Below are 20,286 nucleotides of genomic sequence, written 5' to 3'. Positions count from 1 at the left end.
GCGCTTGCGGGTTTCAGGGTGGCAGATCGCCGTTGGGCCGAAGAAGCCGCAGAGAAATGGCGGTCGGCCTTGCTCTTCATTGATCTTTCCGCCTTTTCGGCGCTGAAGAGCCGGCGGTGGCACGGAAAGGCAAACATTGACATCTGCGTTACACCCGTTTTCTTGGCCCTTTGCCGAACGGCTCCCGGACATCCCCCAGAAGTTTATTTGCCTTTATTGTCTGGAACCGATGATAGCACGCTATAGTTATCGGCGCGACCCGCCATGACGACTATGACCATGCTCATACCAGACCCACTCTTTGGGTGAGGGAGCACCAATTGGTTCGGCCAGGAGTTGAAGCTTCCTCAAACATCGGAAATTGCGCCGATGACGGGATCACCGGAGCGGTCTGCGCGTTCCTGTGCTGCTTCATGCCGCAACGCGCCCACACGAGGTTCAACCGTGAAGAAGCCGCCGTTCGCTCCTAAGGTTTTCCGCCAGTCCCGCATCCGGGAAGGTCTTCCCTACCCTCTCGGTGCCACATGGGATGGGCTGGGCGTCAACTTCGCGCTGTTTTCCGCCAACGCCACCAAGGTGGAGCTGTGCCTGTTCGACCAGGACGGACGCCGCGAGCTGGAACGGATCGAACTGCCCGAATACACCGACGAGGTGTGGCACGGCTATCTGCCGGACGCCCGGCCGGGCACGGTCTACGGCTACCGCGTGCACGGGCCGTACGAACCCAAGGCGGGCCATCGCTTCAACCCGAACAAGCTGCTGCTCGACCCCTACGCCAAGCATATGGTCGGGCCGCTTCGCTGGTCGGACGCGCATTTCGGCTACCGCGTCGGCTCGCCGCGCGGCGACCTGTCCTTCGACCGGCGCGACAGCGCCCCCGGCATGCCGAAATGCGTGGTGATCGACCCGGCCTTCACCTGGGGCCACGACCGCCACCCGGCGATCCCCTGGGAGAAGTCGATCTTCTACGAGACCCACGTGCGCGGCTACACCATGCGGCACCCGGCGGTGCCGCCGCAGTACCGCGGCACCTTCGCCGGCTTCGCCCAGCAGGAGGTGGTGGAGTACATCCGCTCGCTGGGCGTCACGGCGGTGGAGCTTCTGCCGGTCCATGCCTTCGTGGATGACCGCTACCTGCTGGAAAAGGGGCTGCGCAACTACTGGGGCTACAACAGCATCTCCTTCTTCGCGCCCGACCCGCGCTACATGGCGACCGGCGCGATCCACGAGTTCAAGGAGATGGTCGCCCGCCTGCACGACGCCGGGATCGAGGTGATCCTCGACGTCGTCTACAACCACACCGCCGAAGGCAACGAGATGGGGCCGACGCTGTCCTTCAAGGGCATCGACAACGCCTCCTACTACCGGCTGGCGCCGGATCCGCGCTACTACATCAACGACACCGGCACGGGCAACACGCTGAACCTCGTGCATGCGCGCGTCCTCCAGATGGTCACCGACAGCCTGCGCTACTGGGTGACCGAGATGCATGTGGACGGCTTCCGCTTCGACCTCGCCACCATCCTGGCGCGGGAGACCTACGGCTTCGACCACAGCGGCGGCTTCCTCGACGCCTGCCGCCAGGACCCGGTGCTGTCGCGCGTCAAGCTGATCGCCGAGCCGTGGGACTGCGGCCCCGGCGGCTATCAGGTCGGCGGCTTCCCGCCGGGCTGGGCGGAATGGAACGACAAGTTCCGCGACACCGTGCGCTCCTACTGGAAGGGCGACGAGGGCAAGCTGCCCGAGTTGGCGACCCGCATGGCCGCCTCGGCGGACGTGTTCAACCGGCGGGGCCGCAAGCCCTGGGCCAGCGTCAACTTCGTCACCGCCCATGACGGCTTCACGCTGCACGACCTCGTCGCCTACAACGACAAGCACAACGACGCGAACGGCGAGGACAACCGCGACGGCCATTCGCACAACATCTCCTGGAACCACGGGGCGGAGGGACCGACCGACGATCCGGAGATCAACGCCCTGCGCTTCCGCCAGATGCGCAACCTGCTGGCCACGCTGCTGCTGTCCCAGGGCACGCCGATGATCCTGGCCGGCGACGAGTTCGCCCGCAGCCAGAACGGCAACAACAACGCCTATTGCCAGGACAACGAGATCAGCTGGATCGACTGGGAGGGCGTCAGCGACGAGGGCTGGGCGCTGACCGATTTCGTCCGCCACCTGATCGGGCTGCGGCAGAGCCACCCGCTGCTGCGCCGCGGGCGCTTCTTCACCGGCGCCTACAACCCCGACCTGGAGGTGAAGGACCTCACCTGGATCACCCCCGCCGGCGAGGAGAAGACGACCGAGCAGTGGCAGGACCCCATGGCGCGCTGCCTGGGCATGCTGCTCGACGGGCGGGCGCAGGCCACCGGCATCAAGAAGGTGGCGTCGGACGCCACGCTGCTGCTCATCATCAACGCCTACCACGACGTGGTGCCCTTCAAGCTGCCGGAGGTCGCGGGCGGCAGCCGCTGGCTGACGCTGGTGGACACCACGGAGCCCGACCGGCTGGAGGTCGCCACCGCCCAGACCGGCGACGAGATCCCGGTCAACGGGCGTTCCCTGCTGCTGTTCGAGCTGATGCCCGACCGCCGCTCCGACATCGGGCTGAAGGCCGCCGCACGGGCTTTGCGCGCCGCCTCCGGGCCGGGCGAGCCGGTGGCGGCGATCACGCCGGACAGCATCGCGTCGGGCGCCAGCCCGGCCGAGACGGTGCAGCAGCCGGGCGAGTGATCGCCGGGTCCCGATAGACCGTCAAGGAACGGTGCGGCAGGACGCCGCATCGTTCCTCGATCTTTTTATATACAATTTTAGGCAAATAGACGATATTAAGACGACGGACTGTTCGCGCTGAGTCATTGCTTGCGTCCGCAACGCAACATTGACGCCGTTTCCGCGCTCCGGGACGAAGGGCAGTCGCAACGATTCCAGGAGGTTTGGGCATGTGTCATGGCGACTACATCCGATTCCTGGTTGCGACCGAGGCCGACCCGGCCCTGCGTGCGGCGCTGCGGCGGGCGTCGCGCGGCCTGTTGACTCTGGGCGATCTGGTCGATTTCGCCGCCGGTCACGGCTTTCGCTTCACCGAGGCGGACATTCCCCTGGCCGTGGCCCAACCCGTCGCCTGCGGAACCGACTGAGCGGACGGGGCAAGGTCACGGCGGCGGTGCCGTGGTGCTGCAACTGCCGCGGATCGTCAGCATGATCCCGTCGTCGGACGGGAAGATGTCCTTGTCGGCGTCGCGCGGAATGGGAATTTTCTGGCGGCGGCAGAAGAGCAGGAGGACGCCGAGCGTCTTACTGGGCATGAAGGCGACATCCCGCACCTTCGCGGCCCCCTGCTGCACCATGACCACCACGCCCCCGTCCGATTTCGGAACGACGGAGGCGATCAGGCCCAGCGGAAGATCGGTCTGATTCGGCACCTTCTGGTACCAGCCGAAGGCTTTCTTGAGGGCCGAATTCGTGAAGACAAGGTGACGCGTTTCGAAAATCATTCCGGACCAGTTTCAGGCCCGGCCGCCCTCCAGTTCCGGGTTCAACCGGAACGTGATCGCACGTCCCAGTTTGGAATCCCGCAGAAGAATCTGCTTGGTTTCCAGCAGCTTGATGGCCCGGTTGACGTTGGGCCGCTGCATGCCGAGCGCATCAGCCAGTTCGGACTGAAGCACCGGCACGGGACGGTCGAAATGGAGCCGCCGGCTCAGGTAGGTGAACACACGAAGCGCCTCCAGGGTGATGTCCCGATCGGTCGAAACGGTCCTGGAGAGGAGGTCATGATGCTGCATGGCGGCCTCGGAACGCAAGTTGGCTCGGCGTCGCAGTGCGGCTGTGCACGCGCCGGGCGGATAATTTCGCCTGCTCCGCAGGTTACCCCGCATTTGTTGTCCGAATGTGTCTCGTGCGTTTCCAAATTGACATAAAGCCGTGCCATTTGTGACGCCTCGGCCGGAACCCTTCCCCCCACCCTCCCGTTCCCCGAAGGAGCAACCGTCACGTGAGGAGGAGGGGACCCATGCACCGGCTCGTGCTGCTGCGGCACGGTCAGAGCGTCTGGAACCGCTCGGATCTGTTCACCGGCTGGACCGACGTCGATCTGACCCAGCAGGGGATTGACGAAACCCGCCACGCCGCCGGACTGCTGAAGCAGGCCGGATTCGATTTCGACGTGGCCTTCACCTCCGTCCTGAAGCGGGCGATCAGGACACTCGACATCGTGCTGGAGGAGATGGACCGGATGTGGCTGCCGGTGCACAAGCACTGGCGCCTGAACGAGCGCCATTACGGCGCGCTCCAGGGGCTGAACAAGACGGAGACGGCGGCCCGCCACGGCGCCGATCAGGTCTTCCTGTGGCGGCGGAGCTGGGACGTCCCGCCCCCGCCGGTCGAACCCGAGGATCCGTGCTCCGCGGTGTCGGACCGGCGCTACGCCGGGATCGGCCGCGCGAACCTGCCGCGCGGCGAAAGCCTGAAGGACACCACGGACCGGGTGATCCCCTTCTGGGAGGAGGGCATCTGCCCGGCCCTGCGGCTGGGCGCGCGGGTGCTGGTGTCGGCCCACGGCAACAGCCTGCGCGGCCTCGTGAAGCATCTCGACAAGGTGCCCGACCAGGACATCCCGCTGTTCGAGATCCCGACCAGCCGCCCGCTGGTCTACGAGCTGGGCGCCGATCTGGTCCCGCTGCGCCGCTACTTCCTGACCGAGGGCGGCGGAACCGAGGAGATCACCTGGACCCGCCGGGACGACACCGGCCTGAGCGGAGTCGTGGCAGCGTAATACGATGAGCCCTTTCCTTCATTCCCTCTCCCCTCCGGGGAGAGGGTTAGGGTGAGGGGGTTGCGCTTGTGCCGGACGCTCCGCCACGCACAACCCCCTCACCCGGCCCTTCGGGCCACCCTCTCCCCAGAGGGGCGAGGGAACGACCTCACCCGCCGGCGGGACGGCGTCCCCGGTGCCCGGCCCCGCCCTTGCCGCCCTTGCGTCCCGGCAGCGGGTGGTGGAACTGCGGGTGGCCACCCTCCGCACCGCTCTTCGCCGGCGGCTGCGGGCCGCGCGCTCCGTCCGGACGGCGCCCGCGCCGTTCGCCTTGGCGCTCCTCCACCCGACCGGCGTAGCAGCTGTCGCAGACCCGGAAGCGGTGGTTTGCCTTCAGCCGCGTGCCGCAGACCGGGCAGGCGCGGGCCAGCGAGCGTTCGGCCAACGTGCGCTCGATGAAGGCGTTCAGCATGGCCCGGCGCTCCTGGCACAGGTCCATGTCCGGATAGGCGTCGGGGAAGCGGTAGGCCAGCCACGCGTAGGCGGTCAGCTCCTTCACCGCGCGCTCGGCCTTCTCCAGCTCCACGTCGGTGCCGACGCGGTGGTGGAAGCGCTCGGCGGCGTCGGGGGCGGAGTTGCGCACTCCCTTGCCCTGGTTCGTCGCCCACAGCGCCAGCAGGCGCAGGTTGTTCTGGTCGCGCACGTCGATGGGGCAGCGCGCCAGCATGTCGCGCTCCGCCAGCGGCAGCTTCGCCCGGTCCACCGCCGTGGCGGCCTGGATGCGCTGCTCCAGGTCGGTCATGCGGAAGGTCTGGTTGGCGCGCAGCAGCTCCTGCCCCGCCGTGCGCAGCACCTTGGCGAGGCTGTCGGTGTCCAGCTCCCGCGCGATGGCCTCGACATGGGTCAGGTTGGGGCTGATCCAGGTGCGCGGGTCCTCGGGCGGGACCGGTGGAGTGGTCAGCGCCCGGCGCACCGGGTTGATGTTCTCCCCCTCCAGAACCGCGACGCGGCCTTCCTCGTGCATGCCGAAGCGCCCCGCCCGCCCGCCGATCTGGCGGATTTCGGAGGAGTTCAGGTCGCGCTCCTCCCGCCCGTCATACTTGCGGGTGGTCGACAGGACGACGCGGGCAACCGGAAGGTTCAGCCCCATGCCGATGGCGTCGGTCGCCACCAGCACGTCCGCCGTGCCGTCGCGGAAGCGCCGCGCCTCGGCCCGCCGCACCTCCGGCGACAGGGCGCCGTAGATGACCGCCACCGTGTGGTCGCGGGCCAGCAACTCGCGCCGCAGCCCCATCACGTCCTTGCGCGAGAAGGCGATCACCGCGTCGCCGCGGCGGACATTCTCCAGCGGCACCCGCTCCTCCTGCACGCGCAGCGGCGACTTGCGGGTGAACTCGACAACTTCCAGCTCCTCCCCCAGCGCGGTGGCGAGGCGCTGCACGTAGGGGATGGCGTCGGCGGAGCCGGTCATCAGGATTTCCGGAGCGGCCACGCCGGCCACCGCCTGGGTCCAGGCCCAGCCGCGGTCGGGGTCGCCGATCATCTGGATCTCGTCGATGACGCAGGCACCCCAGACCTTGGACGTGTTGACCATCTCGATGGTCGAGGAGGTGAAGGAGGCGCCGGGCCGCACGTCGCGCTCCTCGCCGGTCACCAGACTGCACGCCCGCCCGCGCGTCTCCAGCGCCTCCTGCCCCTCCAGCGCCAGCAGGCGCAGCGGGGCGAGGTAGCAGCCGCTCGGCGCCTCGGCCAGCCGGTCCATGGCGGCGTGGGTCTTGCCGGAGTTGGTCGGGCCGACGAACAGCCGCAGCTTGCGCACCATGGCGCGGGCCGTGGCGAAGCTGTCGAGATAGACGCCGAGGCCGGAGGCGTTCTCCAGCCGCTCCCGCCGGACCTTCAGACCGGCGCGGGCGGCGGCGGTGGAGAAGGCCTCCTCCAGCGCGTCCAGCAGGGTCTGCAGGCGCGGGATGCGGCCGCCGAAGCCGATCACCCGGCCCAGCTCGTCGGCGAAGCCCTTGGGCCGCCACGCCTCGCCGAAGCCGTTGGCGCGCTGCGCCATCGAGGCGAACCAGCCGTCCACCCGCCCGCGCGCCTTCTCGATGGCGGCGGAGGACAGGCAGGCCGCCTTGACCCGCTTGCCCAGCGTCTTCGCCTGGGGACGGCCGAAGCCCTCCTCCGCCGTCATCAGGCCCCACAGCTCCGCCTCGATGTCGGGCAAGGGGCCGAGCGCCACGCGGAACCGCAGCTTCAGCTTCCGGTCGGTTCCGGGAACGACCACCTCATGCACGACGGCGACCGACCAGCGGGCCGGGGTGCTGTCGGCGTCCACCTCGATCCCGTCGCCGCGCACCACCGCGGCGATGGCGCGCAGCGCGTCGCGGCGGTCGAATTCGTCGGCCGTGCCGGGTTGGCGGGGGGTGGTTTCGTCGTTGCTCATGGACTGGTCTTCTTCCGTCGCCGCCCCCGGAGAGATCGGCCTGGGGATTCAAGGAACTGTTGGGGCTGGCGGTCTTGAGGGGGCTTTGCCGGACCTCGAACAGTGCCGTGCCGCAGGGCGGACGCCCATCCCCTATTCTGCACACCGGCACCCTACGGGCGTACCTATATGGTCGGAGCCATAGGATAGGGCAAGCCGATTCAGGGGTTCCCCCGGCGTGGCCGGGCTAATTCGCCTGAACTTTCCCCTCTCCCATCCCACCGCTGCGAAAAAGGGGCGGTGCCAGCCACATCATTCCCTGTTGTCCGGCGGTCGCGTCGAAAGGGGTACCCGGTAACGGTCTTGCCGGATGCCACCAATCGAAAGTGTTAGCAAGCAATATCGTCTTACTGCACCGCAAACCGTCGGGCATCATCGTTGCACAGACAACGTAACCGTCGTCGCTTCGCAGATTTGGTTAGGAGATGTGCATGCCGACCCCTCGTGACGTCCTGGCACTGATCGAGAGAATACGGTGTATTTCTTGCGAGGACGAGCGCCATGCATTGATAAAGACATTGTCAGCCGTCGAGCGACCGACCATCCTGTCGTTCCTCAACGCTCACGGCGTGAACCTCTGCGCGGGGTCCTCCGCCGCGTGGTCGGCCTTCCGCGCCTCCGACGTCCTGTTGCGGGACGGGGTGGCGCTGGAGACGGCCCTGCCATGGCTCGACCAGCCGGTCGGGCTGAACATGAACGGGACCGACTTCATCCCGCTCCTCCTCCGCCAGCTGTCGCCCCGTCGGGTCGCCGTCTACGGCACCGCGGCGCCCTGGCTGGACGAGGGGATCGAGCGGCTGAAGGAGCGGACCCCGCACGACTACGTCGATGCCCAGCACGGGTTCCATTCCGTGGAGCATTACATCGCCCGTGCGCGGGAGCTTCAACCCGATGTCATCATCCTGGCCATGGGCATGCCCCGCCAGGAGGAGGTCGCGGTGCAGCTCAAGCGCGCGCTGGATCATAAGGTGCTGATCGTCAACGGCGGCGCCATCATCGATTTCCTCGCCGGGCGCTTCACCCGGGCCCCCGCCGCCGTCCAGCGCATCGGGCTGGAATGGGCGTTCCGGCTGGTCCAGGAGCCCCGCCGCCTGTTTCGCCGCTATTGCGTCGGCGCTTTCGGCTTCGCCCACACCGTCATGCTTATGCGCCGTGCCGCCATGCGTTCGTCCAGCGCCCCAGCACCAGCGCCCATGCATAAGGAGCTTTGAGACGTGGAAAACCTGCCCCAAGTCAATCATGGCGGCCATCACGGCGGTCCGCCGGCTCCGGTTCCGGCATGGCCCGCCGCCCCCGGCCCGTCCCGGCGCAGCGAGTTCGAATCCCAGACCCCGTCCATGGGTCCCGACTTCCGCTTCATCCTGCGCGTGCTGGGCAGCCACAAGTGGCTGATCGCGGCCATCGTGGTGGTGCTGACCGGCCTGTCGGCTCTGGGCGTCTCCACGCTCAAGGACCAGTACACCTCCGAAGCCCTTCTGCTGGTCGACAACCGGCAGGTCCGCGTCGTCCGCGAGGTCGAGCAGGTGGTGGGCGCGATCCCCACCGAGGACGCGGCGATCCTGAGCGAGATCGAGATCCTGAAGTCGCCGCAGGTGCTGAACCAGGTGGTGAACGATCTCCAGCTCGCCCAGCATCCGGAATTCAACCCGCCGGCGCAGGAGGACGAGACGCTCCCGCTCGTCGAGCGCGCGGTGGCCTACGGCCGCGACCTCGCCGGGCGCTTCTGGGAGGGCTCCCCGCCGGCCCCGGTCGCCTGGCTGCTGAGCCACGGCGACGAGGTGGCGCAGGACATCCGGGCGCGCGAGGCGCACGCGGCGCTGGGCAACGACCAGATCATCGCGCGCATCCACCGCAAGCTGGACGTCGCCATCGTCGGCCGGTCGCGCGTGATCCAGGTGCGCTTCACCTCCAAGGAGCCGCAGCTGAGCCGCGACGTGGTGGACGGCATCGTCCGCCGCTACATGGAAACCCGTCAGCAGATGGACCGCGACCTGTCGACCAGCGCGATCTCCTGGCTGCAGGACCGCATCGTCCTGCTGCGCAAGGAGGTGGCCGAGGCCGACGCCAAGGTCGAGGAAGCGCGCGTCAAGGGCGGCCTGCTGAAGGGCGGCACCGGCCTGATGGCCCAGAACGAGCTTGAGCAGACCCGCCTGCGCCTCAGCGAGGCGTCGGCCATCCGCGCCCGCTCGGTCGCCCAGGCCGACACGCTGGAGCGCAACCTGAAGGCCGGCAACTGGAACGCCATCGGCGGCAGCATCGCCTCCCCGGTCGTCGCCCAGCTCCGCGCCACGGTCGCCGCCATCTCCACGGAAATGGCCCAGCTCTCCCGCCAGTACGGTCCGAAGCACCCGCGCATCGTCGAGCTGCAGGGCCGCCTGAACGAAGCCAACTCTTCGCTTCAGCAGGAAATCCGCCGCGAGATCAACGGCGTCCGCGAAGCCGCCCAGGTCGCGGTCGAGCAGGAGACCGCGCTCCGCTCCATGATCACCCGCATGGAGGGCAGCTACGCCACCATGCAGGAGCAGGCCATCCCGCTGCGCACCCTGGAATCCGAGGCGACCGCCAAGCGCCAGCTTCTCGACAGCCTGCTGGGCCGTCTGGAAGAGGTCGAGGCCCAGAAGGACAGCCGCGCCTTCCCGGCCGCCGTCAAGCTGGTCTCCGCGCCGCAGGTGCCGCACGAGCCGTCGGGTCCCTTCCGCGTCCTGCTGCTGCTGGCCGGCTTCGTCGCCGCCCTCGCGCTCGCCATCTTCAGCGTCTTCGGTCTGGAGCTTCTCCAGCGCCGCATCCACACCCCGGACGCCGTGCGCCGCATCCTGGGCGTCGGCACCGTCCACATCGTGCCGCACCACAGCGACCGCGGGGCCAAGGGCCGGCTCTACAAGATCTTCCAGCGCCACCCCTTCTCGCTGTTCAGCGAATCCCTGCGCGCCCTGTTCCGCAACCATCTGTCGGATCTCGGCCCGGTCGGCGCGCTGGCGGTGACCTCGGCCCGCCCGCAGGACGGCAAGACCTCGCTGACGCTCGCCGTCGCCCAGGTCGCCAGCCAGGCCGGCCGCCGGGTGGTGGTGGTGGACACCGACTTCCGCCGCTCCCGCATGGAAGGGCTGTTCGACCTGTCCACCAAGAAGGGGCTGTCGGACTGGATCGCCGGTGACGCCACGCTGGACGAGATCGTCCACACCTCCGACGACGTGCCCTTCGCCATGGTTCCGGCGGGCAAGCTGAACCCGATGACGCTGGACCGCTTCAACGTCGACAGCCTGGTGCAGCTGATGGCCGGCCTGTCGCCCAGCTTCGATCTGGTGGTGTTCGACACCGCCCCGGCGCTGGCCGTGTCGGATGCCCGCATCGTCTGCGGCGCCGCCTCCAAGGTGCTCTTCGTCACCCGCTGGGGCCACACCACGGCGAGCGACCTGGACGCGGTGGCCGACCTGGGTCCGATCGACCATAGCAAGTTCGTCTGCGTGATGACCGACGTGAACCTGAAGAAGGCGGCCAGCAAGGGCTACCAGGGTCCGTACAACAGCTACGTCGCCACGCGGAAATACTACGGCGACCAGACCCTGCGCGCCGCGCCGTAAGCGACGCCTTCCTTCACCTCTGCCCGCATAGCCCTCTCCCCTCTGGGGAGAGGGTGGCCCGGAGGGCCGGTGAGGGGGTTGTGCTTGTGCCGGAGGTCCCGACGCGCGCAACCCCCTCACCCTAACCCTCTCCCCAGAGGGGAGAGGGAATTTTCATTTCATTCCAAACCTCACGAGGCCCGACGCCCATGGCCCAGACCTCGCCAAAAGCCACCTCGCCGAAAGCCCTCTCCTTCACGCGCCGAGACGCCTTGCGCGCCGCCGCAGCCGCCGCGGTGCTGGCAAGCTGCAAGGCCGCCGCCGGTCCCGCCGTCGCCGAGGCGGCGTCCGTTGCCGCCGTGCCCAACCCCACCCTGCGCGACGCCTGCCGGGCCGCCGGGATTCTTCACGGCGCCGCCCGCGACCACCTGATCGAGCCGGAAGACCCCATGCTCGACACGCTGATGGCGCGGGAATGCGACGTGGTGACTCCCGAGAACGGCGGCAAATGGGCCGTCTTCCAGCCGCAGGAGGGCAACTTCGACTGGGGCCGCTTCGACGCCGGGGTGGAGCTGGCCCGCCGCATCGGCGCCAAGCCCAACTGGCACTGCGCCCTGTGGCAGCACATGGGCATGCCCGACTACATGACGCTGCCGGCCAGCCGCCAGCGCGCGCTGGGCATCGCGGAGAGCGCCTATTTCTCGGCCGACGGCACGCTGTCCGAGGACAATTACTGGCCGCGCTTCACCGCCATGGTCGCGGCGGTCAAGCAGCGCTACGGCGACAATTTCTACCGCATCGACGTGATGAACGAGGCCTTCTTCTGGGAGACCGAGCGCAGCCACCCCCAGGAGCAGGACCGCTACGGCTTCCGCAAGGGCATGTGGTGGGTGGTGGCCGGCGGCGCCAAGGGGCCGGAATGGCTGGACCCGTTCTTCCACCACATCCGCAAGGAATTCCCCTCCTCCAAGCTGGTTATCAACGAGTTCGGGATTGAGATCGACGAGGGCTGGCAGCAGCGCAAGCGCGCCTATTTCCAGACCTGGCTGACCGACGCGGTCAAGCGCGGCGTGCCGATCGACGGCGTCGGGCTGCAGAGCCACCTGATGGCCGGCAAGCCCTACGACCGCGAGGGCATGAAGGGCTTCCTGCGGGCCATGGACCGGCTGGGCCTGCCCATCCACGTCACCGAGTTCGACGTGAACGAGAAGCACCTGCCGCGCTCCTGGTCGCGGGCGGAGAAGGACCGCGCCATGGCCTTCCTGGCCGGGCAGTATCTGGGCGACATCGCCGGGAACGCGCGGCTGGCCGAGCTGTGCTGGTGGCACCTGCGCTCCGACCTCAACTACATCTCCCGCGAATTGCCGGAGCTGAAGCCCCATCCCTCGCCCTACGACGCGGCGTCGCGCCCGCTGCCGCTGTACGAGGCGTCGGTGCAGGCGCTGCGCGGACGCAACCGGTCGGGGTGAGGCGGATCGGGGCGACTCCGGCCGGGAAGCGGCGCGGTACCCCTTCCGGCCCCTCTACCCCGCCCGATCGCGCGGCCCGCTCCGCCGTCCGCGCCTGTAAGGATTTCCGACAGCGACCTTAGATTAGCGGAACAGCGGCGTTTCTCCCAACGAGGTGATCTGTGGACACGTTGACGTCGGATGAGCTGGTCGCCCGCTACAAGCGGAAGTTCGGTCTGGCCCCGAACTACCCCCTCAGCGAAACCATGGTCCGCCAGCATTGGGACCTGGAACGCCAGCTCGCCCGCGAGCTGCTGGATTCCCGCCGCGAAGAGCGCTGGACGGTGTTCGAGCGGAACTACACCACCCTCTACAGCGAATGCCCCTGGCTGAACGACGCGGTGGACACGGCGGCGCAGAACGACGAGTTGGACTTCCGCCACTTCCTGACGCTGCTCAAGGGCGCGCGGGACGTCTACGAGGTCGGGTCGGGCAAGGGCCGGCTGCTCAGCTATCTGGCCCGCCACGGCCACCGCTGCGTCGCCACCGAGATCACCCGTGAGCGCGGCGAGCGCTGGACCGACGAACGCTCCAACGTGACGTGGCGCTGCTGCGACGGCGTGAACCTCGCCGAGTTCGAGCCGCGCGCCCATTACGACGCCGTCGTCTCCACCCATGTCATCGAGCATCTCCACCCCGAGGACGTGTCCGTGCACCTGTCCAACGTGCACGCCATCCTCAAGCCGGGGGGCCGCTACGTGCTCAGCATGCCGCACAAGCACGCCGGGCCGATGGACCTGTCGGAGGTCTTCGGGCTGGACGAGCCGATCTGCATGCACCTGCGCGAATACACCTGGAGCGAGACGGAGCGCGCGCTGCGCGAGGCCGGCTTCACCCGGATGGAGGCCGTCTACATCGCCCCGATGGCGGTGCGCCGGCGCATGCACATCCATGGTTCCGGGCGCGGATACCTCGCCTACGTGAAGGCCGTGGAATCCGTCATGGGGGCGATGCCGTTAACCCTGCGGCGCAAGCTCGGCAAGATCGGCCAGCTTTACCTGTTCCGCCCGGAGGTCTTCATGGTGGCTCACAAAAGTCACGAAGGCTGAGGCGGCGGATTTCAGAAACCTTTCTGTAACAAGACTTTACACTTTCACCTCCCCGTGGCCGCAAGGCCCCACTGTGGCGCGGAAACCGCAGCAAAGGCGGTTTTTCGCGCCTCATTCTTTTCACAGCCTATCGTGGCTTTTGAGTCGCATTTCCCTAAAATCCGAAATACCTCGTTAACCAATTGGGCCTCACCTTTGCTCCACCGAAAATGGAGAGAGGTTACTTCCAATGGCAACGACCACCACGGGTCTCGTCGACACGACCTTCGTCGTCAACGCCTCGGGGCAGGCTGCCGGCGGGATCTGGCCGCAGTTCCGGCTGCTCCTGGATGGTGTCAACCTTGGCCAGGCGACGGTCAGCTCGACCAGCGACGGCCGGTACACCTTCAAGGCCCAGGTCGCACCGGATCAGGCGCACAAGCTTCAGATCGTCTACTTCAACGACGGCTATGTGAACGGGCAGGACCGCAACCTGCTCGTCAAGTCGCTGGAAGTGAACGGCAAGCCCGTCGCCTCCACCAGCTCGCTGGTCACCTACGACCGCGGCGCCTCCGACGGCAAGGACGTGATTCCCGGCCAGGAAGGCATGTGGTGGGACGGTTCGCTCGATTTCGCCCTGACCAAGGACTATTTCCCGGTCCCGACGCCGCCGGCCCCCGCCGGCAACACCCAGGTCATCCTGAACCTGCAAGGCAACGCCGCGGGCGGCGTCAACGCGCATTTCAACCTGCTGATCGATGGCAAGAAGGTCGGCGAGGGCGTCGCCGGCACCTCGGCCAAGGACTACGCCTTCTCGATCAACGCCACGGCGGATCAGGCGCACAAGGTCCAGATCCAGTACGACAACGACGCCACGGTGAACGGCCAGGACCGCAACCTGCTGGTCAACAAGATCACCATCAACGGCAAGTCGGTCATGCCCACCGACAGCAACGTCACCTATGACAAGGGTGCCTTGGACGGCAAGGACGTGGTCAAGGGCCAGTCCGGCATGTGGTGGAACGGCACGCTGGTCGTCGACGCCGACAAGAGCTTCTTCCCCGGCTCCTCCAACCCGACCACGCCGACCAACCCGCCGGCCCCCACCCCGACGAAGCCGACCCTGTCGGTCAGCGACGTCTCGGTGACCGAGCCGACCGGCAAGACCACCGGCATCGCGCCGGGCTTCCTGCACACCGAGGGCGGCCAGATCATGGACAGCAGCGGCAAGGCCGTGAAGCTGACCGGCGTGAACTGGTTCGGGTCCGAGGGCTACGCCTTCGCGCCGCAGGGGCTGTGGATGGACAGCTACCAGAGCCACATGAACCAGATGAAGGATCTGGGCTTCAACACCATCCGCCTGCCCTACTCCGACGCGATGCTCGACAACGGCCGCATGCCGACCGGCATCGACTATTCGAAGAACCCCGACCTGCGCGGCAAGACCTCGCTGGAGGTCTTCGACAAGATCATCGACTACGCCGACAAGATCGGCATGAAGATCATCCTCGACCACCACCGCTCCGGCGATGGCGCGTCGGCCAACGAGAACGGGCTCTGGTACACCAGCCAGTACCCGGAATCGAAGATGATCGAGAACTGGAAGATGCTGGCGACCCGTTACAAGGGCAACGACGCCGTCATCGGCGCCGACCTGCACAACGAGCCGCACAACCCGGCCACCTGGGGCGACGGCGGCCCCAACGACTGGGCCCGCGCCGCGGAGCGCATCGGCAACGCCATCCAGTCGGTCAACAAGGATTGGCTGCTGATCGTCGAGGGCATCGAGACCTACCAGAACCAGTGGTACTGGTGGGGCGGCAATCTGCTGGGCGAGAAGAACTACGAGGTCAAGTTCAACGAACCGGGCAAGCTGGTCTACTCGGTCCACGACTACGGTCCGTCGCTCTACATGATGGACTGGTTCAAGGCCAACAACTTCCCGAACAACATGCCGGCGAAGTGGGACCAGATGTGGGGCCACTTCATCCAGAACGACGAGACCCCGATCCTGGTCGGCGAGTTCGGCAGCCGCATGGAAACCGCCATCGACAAGGCGTGGATGCCCAAGCTGATCCAGTACATGAACGGCGACTGGAACGGTGACGGCAAGATCGACCTCGCCGCGGGCGACCAGGGGGCGAGCTGGACCTACTGGGCCTGGAGCCCCGGCTCGGGCGACACCGGCGGCATCATGAACGACAGCTGGAAGGTGGACTACAACAAGTACAACGCCATCAAGCCCGGCCTGTACAGCAGCACCGCCGCCAGCCCGGTCACCACCGACGCCGTGTTCACGGTGAAGCTGTCCCAGGCCTACAACCAGACGGTGACGGTGGACTACGCCACGGCGGACGGCACGGCCAAGGCCGGTTCGGACTATCTGGCGACCAGCGGCAAGCTGACCTTCGCCGCCGGCGAGACCACCAAGACGGTCGCCGTCAAGGTGCTGAGCGACGACGTGGCCGAGGGCGTCGAGACCTTCAACCTGAAGCTCTCCAACCCGACGCAGGCGACCATCGCCGACGGGACCGGCATCGGCACCATCAACCCGCCGGGCTCCGCCCAGGCTCTGTCGGCGGACATGCTGGCCCACAGCCTGGCCCAGGACACGGCGACGGTGCAGTCGGTGGGCGTGCAGTCCGCGCTCGACCTGTCGTCGGTCGACTTCACGCACATGATGACGGTGGACGCCGTGAACCTGATGCTCGAACATCAGGCCGCGTAACGACCGCGCAAGCGGTGAAGGTCCCCTCTCCCGCCCCGGGAGAGGGTGCCCGCGTAGCGGGCGGGTGAGGGTCGTACGAGGATCAGGCACCGATCCTTGGCGGCACCCTCACCTTCCCACGCTGACGCGTGGGCCCCTCCCTCTCCCGGGGCGGGAGAGGGAAAATCTCAGGACGCCGATTGCATGCGGCGGACGCGGCCCAGCAGCAGCTTGCCCAGCATCGCCCGGCCCGCCGATCCCATGCCCGGACCGAACACCGCCGCCGCCAGGAACATCAGCACCAGCAGCACCTTCTCGGCGGTGAAGGCCGGGTCGACCTCGGTGCCGAACAGGTACCAGCCGGCCGCGTAGGCGAAGGCCGCCGGCACCAGGATCCAGCCGATCCGCACGGCGTTCAGCGGCACCTCGTCGCGGCAGATGCGGCGGCGCACCGTCTCGGTCAGGGCGATCTGGAAGACCTCGCGCCCGAGGTTGGCCAGCGCGGCGCCGAGCAGGCCCCACTGCCAGACCAGCGCCAGCGCCAGCGCCGAGCCCACCGCGAGGCTGGCCGCGGAGATCCAGGGCAGCACGCCGACGCGCTTGGCCTTCAGGATCGCCACCTCCGGATTCATCCGCACCCCGTGCAGCACATAGGCCAGCACCAGGAAGGGCATGCTGGTCAGCACCGGCGTGTAGTCGGCGGACGCGATCAGCCAGAGGATCTCCGGCGCGGTCAGCGCCAGCCCCAGCCCGGCTCCGGTCAGCAGGACGACGAACAGGTGGAAGACGAAATCCGCCTGGGCGTGGTCCGCCGCGCCATGCTGGGACTCCAGCCGGCTGACCGACCAGATCTGCAGGAAGGAGGCGGTCAGGAACATGAAGAGGATCTGCGACAGCCGCATCCCGAAGGCGAACAGCCCCACCGCCGCCGTGGACAGCAGGATGTTCAGCAGCCAGCGCGAGACGAAGTTGTTGGCGATGTCGAGCAGCGACTGCGGCGCGTAGGGCAGCCCCAGCGCCGCCACCCGCTTCAGGATCGGCAGGGAGAAGGAGAAGCCCGTGTCCTTCAGGATCGCCACCACCAGCAGGAGGCCGAGCGCCAGGAAGGACGCGCCGTTCGCCAGGAAGATGCCCTCCACCCCGAGGCCGAGCGCCCACAGGAACAGCAGGTTGAAGGCGAGCAGGGCGACCACCTTGGCCAGCGACACCAGCAGGCACAGGCCCGACCGCTTGCGCGCCCGGTAATAGGCCAGCGCCAGTTCGAACAGGGTGGTCAGGGCGACGCCGGCGAGCGCGATCGCCATCACCGCCGCGTGGCCGGTGTCGCCGAACATCGCCCAGCTTCCCGCCATGCCCAGCGGCCAGGCCAGCCCGACCATCGCCACCGACGTGCCGACCACCGCCAGCAGGCAGGTGCTGGCGACGCGGCGCCGGTCGCCTTCCTCCGCGTGTTCGAAATAAACGGCGGTGAAGGCGTTGTTCATGCCGATCATCAGCATGACCGCCAGCAGGTCGGCGACCACCACCACCAGCGCGTAGACGCCGAATTCGGAAGGGCTGAGAAGCCGGGTGTAGAGCGGCAGGAGCAGAAGCCCGGCAGCCCGGTTCACCACGTTGGCCAGCATGAACAGCCAACCGTGTTTCAAGATCGTCGCTGCTTCGGACGCCATCAGGAACTCCGCCTAGAACTCCGGTGGGGCGGCTCTGCCGCACCCGCGAACGCAATTCCGATGATTGGAACCGGACCGGGACGTTTCAATTTCGCGTTGGTGCCGTCGTCGTCCTCTTCGGACTTATCCCGATGGCAACCTGTGCCCCCACCCCGACCCTCCCCCGCTACGCAGGGGAGGGAGATTACTGCCAAGCAACGGCAGTCCCCTCCCCTGCGATAGCGGGGGAAGGTAAGGGTGGGGGCAAGACCCAGCGGGCAATCCACCCACCCTGCGAGGGCACTCCACCGCGATCAACGGGGCGTTGGAGACACCGCCTCATCCGAAATCGTCGGTTGGATTCTTATGGGATACGTCCGCGCCGCCGCCTCGGCGGGACAGGCAGACCAACTCGGGACATACCGCCGCCACCCGGCGCCGCACCCCACCATAGGGGACGCGGAACATCCCCCGGATACCACCAATTTGCGGGAAGGAAAGGAGTAGCCGGGGAGCGGCGGTGGCAGCGCCGCCACCGATCCGGATGATCCGGACGAAGTCATCCACTTTCCTTAATCTCTTCAAACTCACCCAGGGGAATCCACTCTGGATGTAAGGGGTATCGCCGCTGGCGGAGGAAGCCTCTTGTGATTTGTTGATTGACGGCAGCCTTTATCCTAATTCGTGGAGAACAGCGCAACCTTCTGATCTGTCTGCACAGAGGCGGAGAAAGCGCTGATATTTGTGTGTCTTTCTGAACACAGAAAGACTCAAAGAAAAAGCTGATGAGAAACCGTCTTTCGCTGCGGCGCGTTAGGTCAGGCGCGAGACGGATGACATTCCGTTTCACACATAAATGGGACCTGCGATGAGCAAACTCGACCCAGAAGCGGTCATCAATCTGGCCCCGGTGAAGAAGACGGCCATGCCGACGGTGGGACCCGGGCTGCTGTTGGCGCTGTCCGACGGCTTCATGCTCGCCCTGCTCGGCTGGACGCTCATCCAGCTGTTTGGAAGCGACACCCTGACCCCGGAAGCGGACCTGTCGCAGCGCGCCCTGGTCACCGGCCTGATGCTGGTGCCGCTGGTGAAATCGGTTTTCGGAATTTATTCGCTGGGCCGCTTCGACTATCTGGAGCGCACCCGCCGCACCTTCCAGGCGGCCCTGCTGTCGGTCGCCGTGCTGGCCGTGCCCTTCATCGTGATGGACGGCTTCCGCTCCTTCTTCGTCGAGGCGCTGTCGGTCGCCCTGATCGGCTTCGCGATCACCTACGCCGCCGACCTGCTGCTGGTGCACGGCCTGATGGCCAGCGCGCTGAACTGGCGCACCCCGGTGGTGATCGTCGGCGCCGGCCCGCAGGGTGCGGCCATCGCGGAGAAGCTGCAGCGCCTGCCCTGGCTGGGGATGCGTCCGGTCTGCTTCTTCGACGACGACGACACGCTGTGGCAGACCCGCGTCGCCAACCTGCCGGTGGTCGGCTCGACCGACCTGCTCGCCAAGTCCCCGGCCTACGCCCAGCAGGCCCAGGCCGCCATCGTCGCCGACATCGGTCGGCACAAGAAGGAGCTGACGACCCTGGTCGAGCGGCTGCCCTTCAAGCAGGTCTACTGCCTGCTGGGCGAGGGCAACGTCAGCGCCGTCGACGCCACCTACCACAACCTGCACGGCTCGCTGGCCCTGCGCGTCTCGGTCCGTCCGCCGACCAGCTACCTGCGCATCCGCCGCGCGCTCGACATCCTGCTGTCGGCCATCCTGCTGGTGGCGGTGGCGCCGCTGATGCTGGGCATCGCCGCGGCGATCCGCCTGGACAGCCCCGGCCCGGTGATGTTCCGCCAGAAGCGCTGGGCCGGCGGCGACAAGACCTTCGACGTGCTGAAGTTCCGCTCGATGCACATCAACGCGGAGGAGCATCTCCAGCGCCTGCTGGAGAACGACCCGAAGATGCGCGAAGAGTACATGACCTACCACAAGCTGACCTACGACCCGCGCATCACCCCGGTCGGCCGCTTCCTGCGCAAGACCTCGCTCGACGAGCTGCCGCAGCTGGTGAACATCCTGATGGGCGACATGAGCCTGATCGGCCCGCGCGCCTACATGCCGAAGGAACTGCCGGAGGTCGGCGCCTCCGCGGACGTCATCGGCTCCGTCCGTCCGGGCCTGACCGGCTACTGGCAGGTGTCGGGACGCCACCGCACCACCTTCCAGGAACGCGTCGCCATGGACGTCTTCTACGTCCGCAACTGCGGCCTGCTGTTCGACTTCTACATCCTGTGCAAGACGGCGGTGATCGTCCTCAAGGGCGAAGGGTCATGACCCCGCAGCGCTCCATCCAGGCCCCTCTTCCCACCCGGGAGAGGGGCTTTCCCTTTTCCGGGGTCCGCTCCGACGCCGCCGGAGCCGGCCGTCATAGGCCCTGCGGGACCCGCAAGATCGAGGTGGGTGGCCCAACCGGAGGTAGCCCCGACGGGGGCGGCCTCCTTAGGCCTAATGCCTCCGCCCGGCTACAGGTCCGGGCATCGGGTTGGCATCTTCAGAAAACGATGCGGTGCGCCCGTCATGGGCGTTCACTGCCATAGCAGCCCTTTTCACCGGAACAGCGGCCCC

General features: G+C 67.4%; 13 protein-coding genes. 9 read left to right on the top strand and 4 right to left on the bottom strand.

The genetic code is table 11. The features are described from left to right. Positions 1 to 444: 444 nt before the first annotated feature. Positions 445 to 2,730: a glycogen debranching protein GlgX gene (gene glgX, locus Sp245p_RS20740; protein WP_014198178.1), complete on the top strand. Its 2,286-nt coding sequence runs from the start codon at positions 445 to 447 to the stop codon at positions 2,728 to 2,730. Positions 2,731 to 2,939: 209 nt separating this feature from the next. After that, positions 2,940 to 3,137, top strand: a complete 198-nt coding sequence (locus Sp245p_RS20735) for a Nif11-like leader peptide family natural product precursor (RefSeq protein ID WP_014198177.1) — start codon at positions 2,940 to 2,942, stop codon at positions 3,135 to 3,137. Between the two features lie 15 nt (positions 3,138 to 3,152). Here Sp245p_RS20735 and Sp245p_RS20730 read toward each other — a convergent pair whose 3' ends face one another. After that, entirely contained in the window at positions 3,153 to 3,494 is a 342-nt protein-coding gene (locus Sp245p_RS20730; RefSeq protein WP_014198176.1) for a hypothetical protein, read from the bottom strand. A 12-nt stretch (positions 3,495 to 3,506) separates the two neighbouring features. Further along, positions 3,507 to 3,785, bottom strand: a complete 279-nt coding sequence (locus Sp245p_RS20725) for a MarR family transcriptional regulator (RefSeq protein ID WP_236778250.1) — start codon at positions 3,783 to 3,785, stop codon at positions 3,507 to 3,509. Between the two features lie 227 nt (positions 3,786 to 4,012). Here Sp245p_RS20725 and gpmA point away from each other — a divergent pair, with 227 nt between their 5' ends. Next, positions 4,013 to 4,774, top strand: a complete 762-nt coding sequence (gpmA, locus tag Sp245p_RS20720) for a 2,3-diphosphoglycerate-dependent phosphoglycerate mutase (RefSeq protein ID WP_014198174.1) — start codon at positions 4,013 to 4,015, stop codon at positions 4,772 to 4,774. A 148-nt stretch (positions 4,775 to 4,922) separates the two neighbouring features. Here the strand turns inward: gpmA and Sp245p_RS20715 are convergent, their stop codons facing one another. Continuing rightward, complete coding sequence (locus Sp245p_RS20715; protein WP_014198170.1) at positions 4,923 to 7,190, bottom strand: helicase-related protein; 2,268 nt, start codon at positions 7,188 to 7,190, stop codon at positions 4,923 to 4,925. 557 nt (positions 7,191 to 7,747) lie between these two features. Here Sp245p_RS20715 and Sp245p_RS20710 point away from each other — a divergent pair. The 5 genes from Sp245p_RS20710 (at position 7,748) to Sp245p_RS20690 (ending at position 16,053) form a co-directional block, all read left to right on the top strand. Beyond that, positions 7,748 to 8,440, top strand: coding sequence for a WecB/TagA/CpsF family glycosyltransferase (locus Sp245p_RS20710; RefSeq protein WP_014198168.1), 693 nt, complete (start codon positions 7,748 to 7,750; stop codon positions 8,438 to 8,440). Between the two features lie 3 nt (positions 8,441 to 8,443). Then, entirely contained in the window at positions 8,444 to 10,810 is a 2,367-nt protein-coding gene (locus Sp245p_RS20705; RefSeq protein ID WP_109138809.1) for a GumC family protein, read from the top strand. Positions 10,811 to 10,998: 188 nt separating this feature from the next. Continuing rightward, the gene (locus Sp245p_RS20700; RefSeq protein ID WP_014198166.1) at positions 10,999 to 12,258 is read left to right on the top strand and encodes an endo-1,4-beta-xylanase; all 1,260 of its coding nucleotides are present in this window, start codon (positions 10,999 to 11,001) and stop codon (positions 12,256 to 12,258) included. 161 nt (positions 12,259 to 12,419) lie between these two features. After that, the gene (locus tag Sp245p_RS20695; RefSeq protein ID WP_014198165.1) at positions 12,420 to 13,346 is read left to right on the top strand and encodes a class I SAM-dependent methyltransferase; all 927 of its coding nucleotides are present in this window, start codon (positions 12,420 to 12,422) and stop codon (positions 13,344 to 13,346) included. A gap of 229 nt (positions 13,347 to 13,575) precedes the next feature. Then, on the top strand, positions 13,576 to 16,053 hold the full coding sequence (locus Sp245p_RS20690; RefSeq protein ID WP_014198164.1) for a cellulase family glycosylhydrolase: 2,478 nt from the start codon (positions 13,576 to 13,578) through the stop codon (positions 16,051 to 16,053). Positions 16,054 to 16,220: 167 nt separating this feature from the next. On the opposite strand, the gene Sp245p_RS20685 is transcribed toward Sp245p_RS20690, so the two are convergent. Beyond that, the gene (locus Sp245p_RS20685) at positions 16,221 to 17,702 is read right to left on the bottom strand and encodes a lipopolysaccharide biosynthesis protein (protein WP_014198163.1); all 1,482 of its coding nucleotides are present in this window, start codon (positions 17,700 to 17,702) and stop codon (positions 16,221 to 16,223) included. 847 nt (positions 17,703 to 18,549) lie between these two features. Between Sp245p_RS20685 and Sp245p_RS20680 the strand changes: the two genes are divergently transcribed. Then, positions 18,550 to 19,995: an exopolysaccharide biosynthesis polyprenyl glycosylphosphotransferase gene (locus Sp245p_RS20680; protein ID WP_014198160.1), complete on the top strand. Its 1,446-nt coding sequence runs from the start codon at positions 18,550 to 18,552 to the stop codon at positions 19,993 to 19,995. The last annotated feature ends 291 nt before the right edge of the window (positions 19,996 to 20,286 follow it).

This window comes from Azospirillum baldaniorum (genome assembly GCF_003119195.2).
GTDB lineage: Bacteria > Pseudomonadota > Alphaproteobacteria > Azospirillales > Azospirillaceae > Azospirillum > Azospirillum baldaniorum.
Note: the sequence above shows the minus strand (reverse complement) of the source record. Positions and strands in the feature narration are given on the sequence as shown.

Excerpts from the sequence above, each read along its gene's own strand:
- gpmA (WP_014198174.1), top strand. The coding sequence starts at position 4,013 with ATGCACCGGCTCGTGCTGCTGCGGCACGGTCAGAGCGTCTGGAACCGC.
- Sp245p_RS20700 (WP_014198166.1), top strand. The coding sequence starts at position 10,999 with ATGGCCCAGACCTCGCCAAAAGCCACCTCGCCGAAAGCCCTCTCCTTC.
- Sp245p_RS20730 (WP_014198176.1), bottom strand. The coding sequence starts at position 3,494 with ATGATTTTCGAAACGCGTCACCTTGTCTTCACGAATTCGGCCCTCAAG.
- Sp245p_RS20735 (WP_014198177.1), top strand. The coding sequence starts at position 2,940 with ATGTGTCATGGCGACTACATCCGATTCCTGGTTGCGACCGAGGCCGAC.
- Sp245p_RS20715 (WP_014198170.1), bottom strand. The coding sequence starts at position 7,190 with ATGAGCAACGACGAAACCACCCCCCGCCAACCCGGCACGGCCGACGAA.
- Sp245p_RS20685 (WP_014198163.1), bottom strand. The coding sequence starts at position 17,702 with ATGGCGTCCGAAGCAGCGACGATCTTGAAACACGGTTGGCTGTTCATG.
- Sp245p_RS20725 (WP_236778250.1), bottom strand. The coding sequence starts at position 3,785 with ATGCAGCATCATGACCTCCTCTCCAGGACCGTTTCGACCGATCGGGAC.
- Sp245p_RS20690 (WP_014198164.1), top strand. The coding sequence starts at position 13,576 with ATGGCAACGACCACCACGGGTCTCGTCGACACGACCTTCGTCGTCAAC.
- Sp245p_RS20680 (WP_014198160.1), top strand. The coding sequence starts at position 18,550 with ATGAGCAAACTCGACCCAGAAGCGGTCATCAATCTGGCCCCGGTGAAG.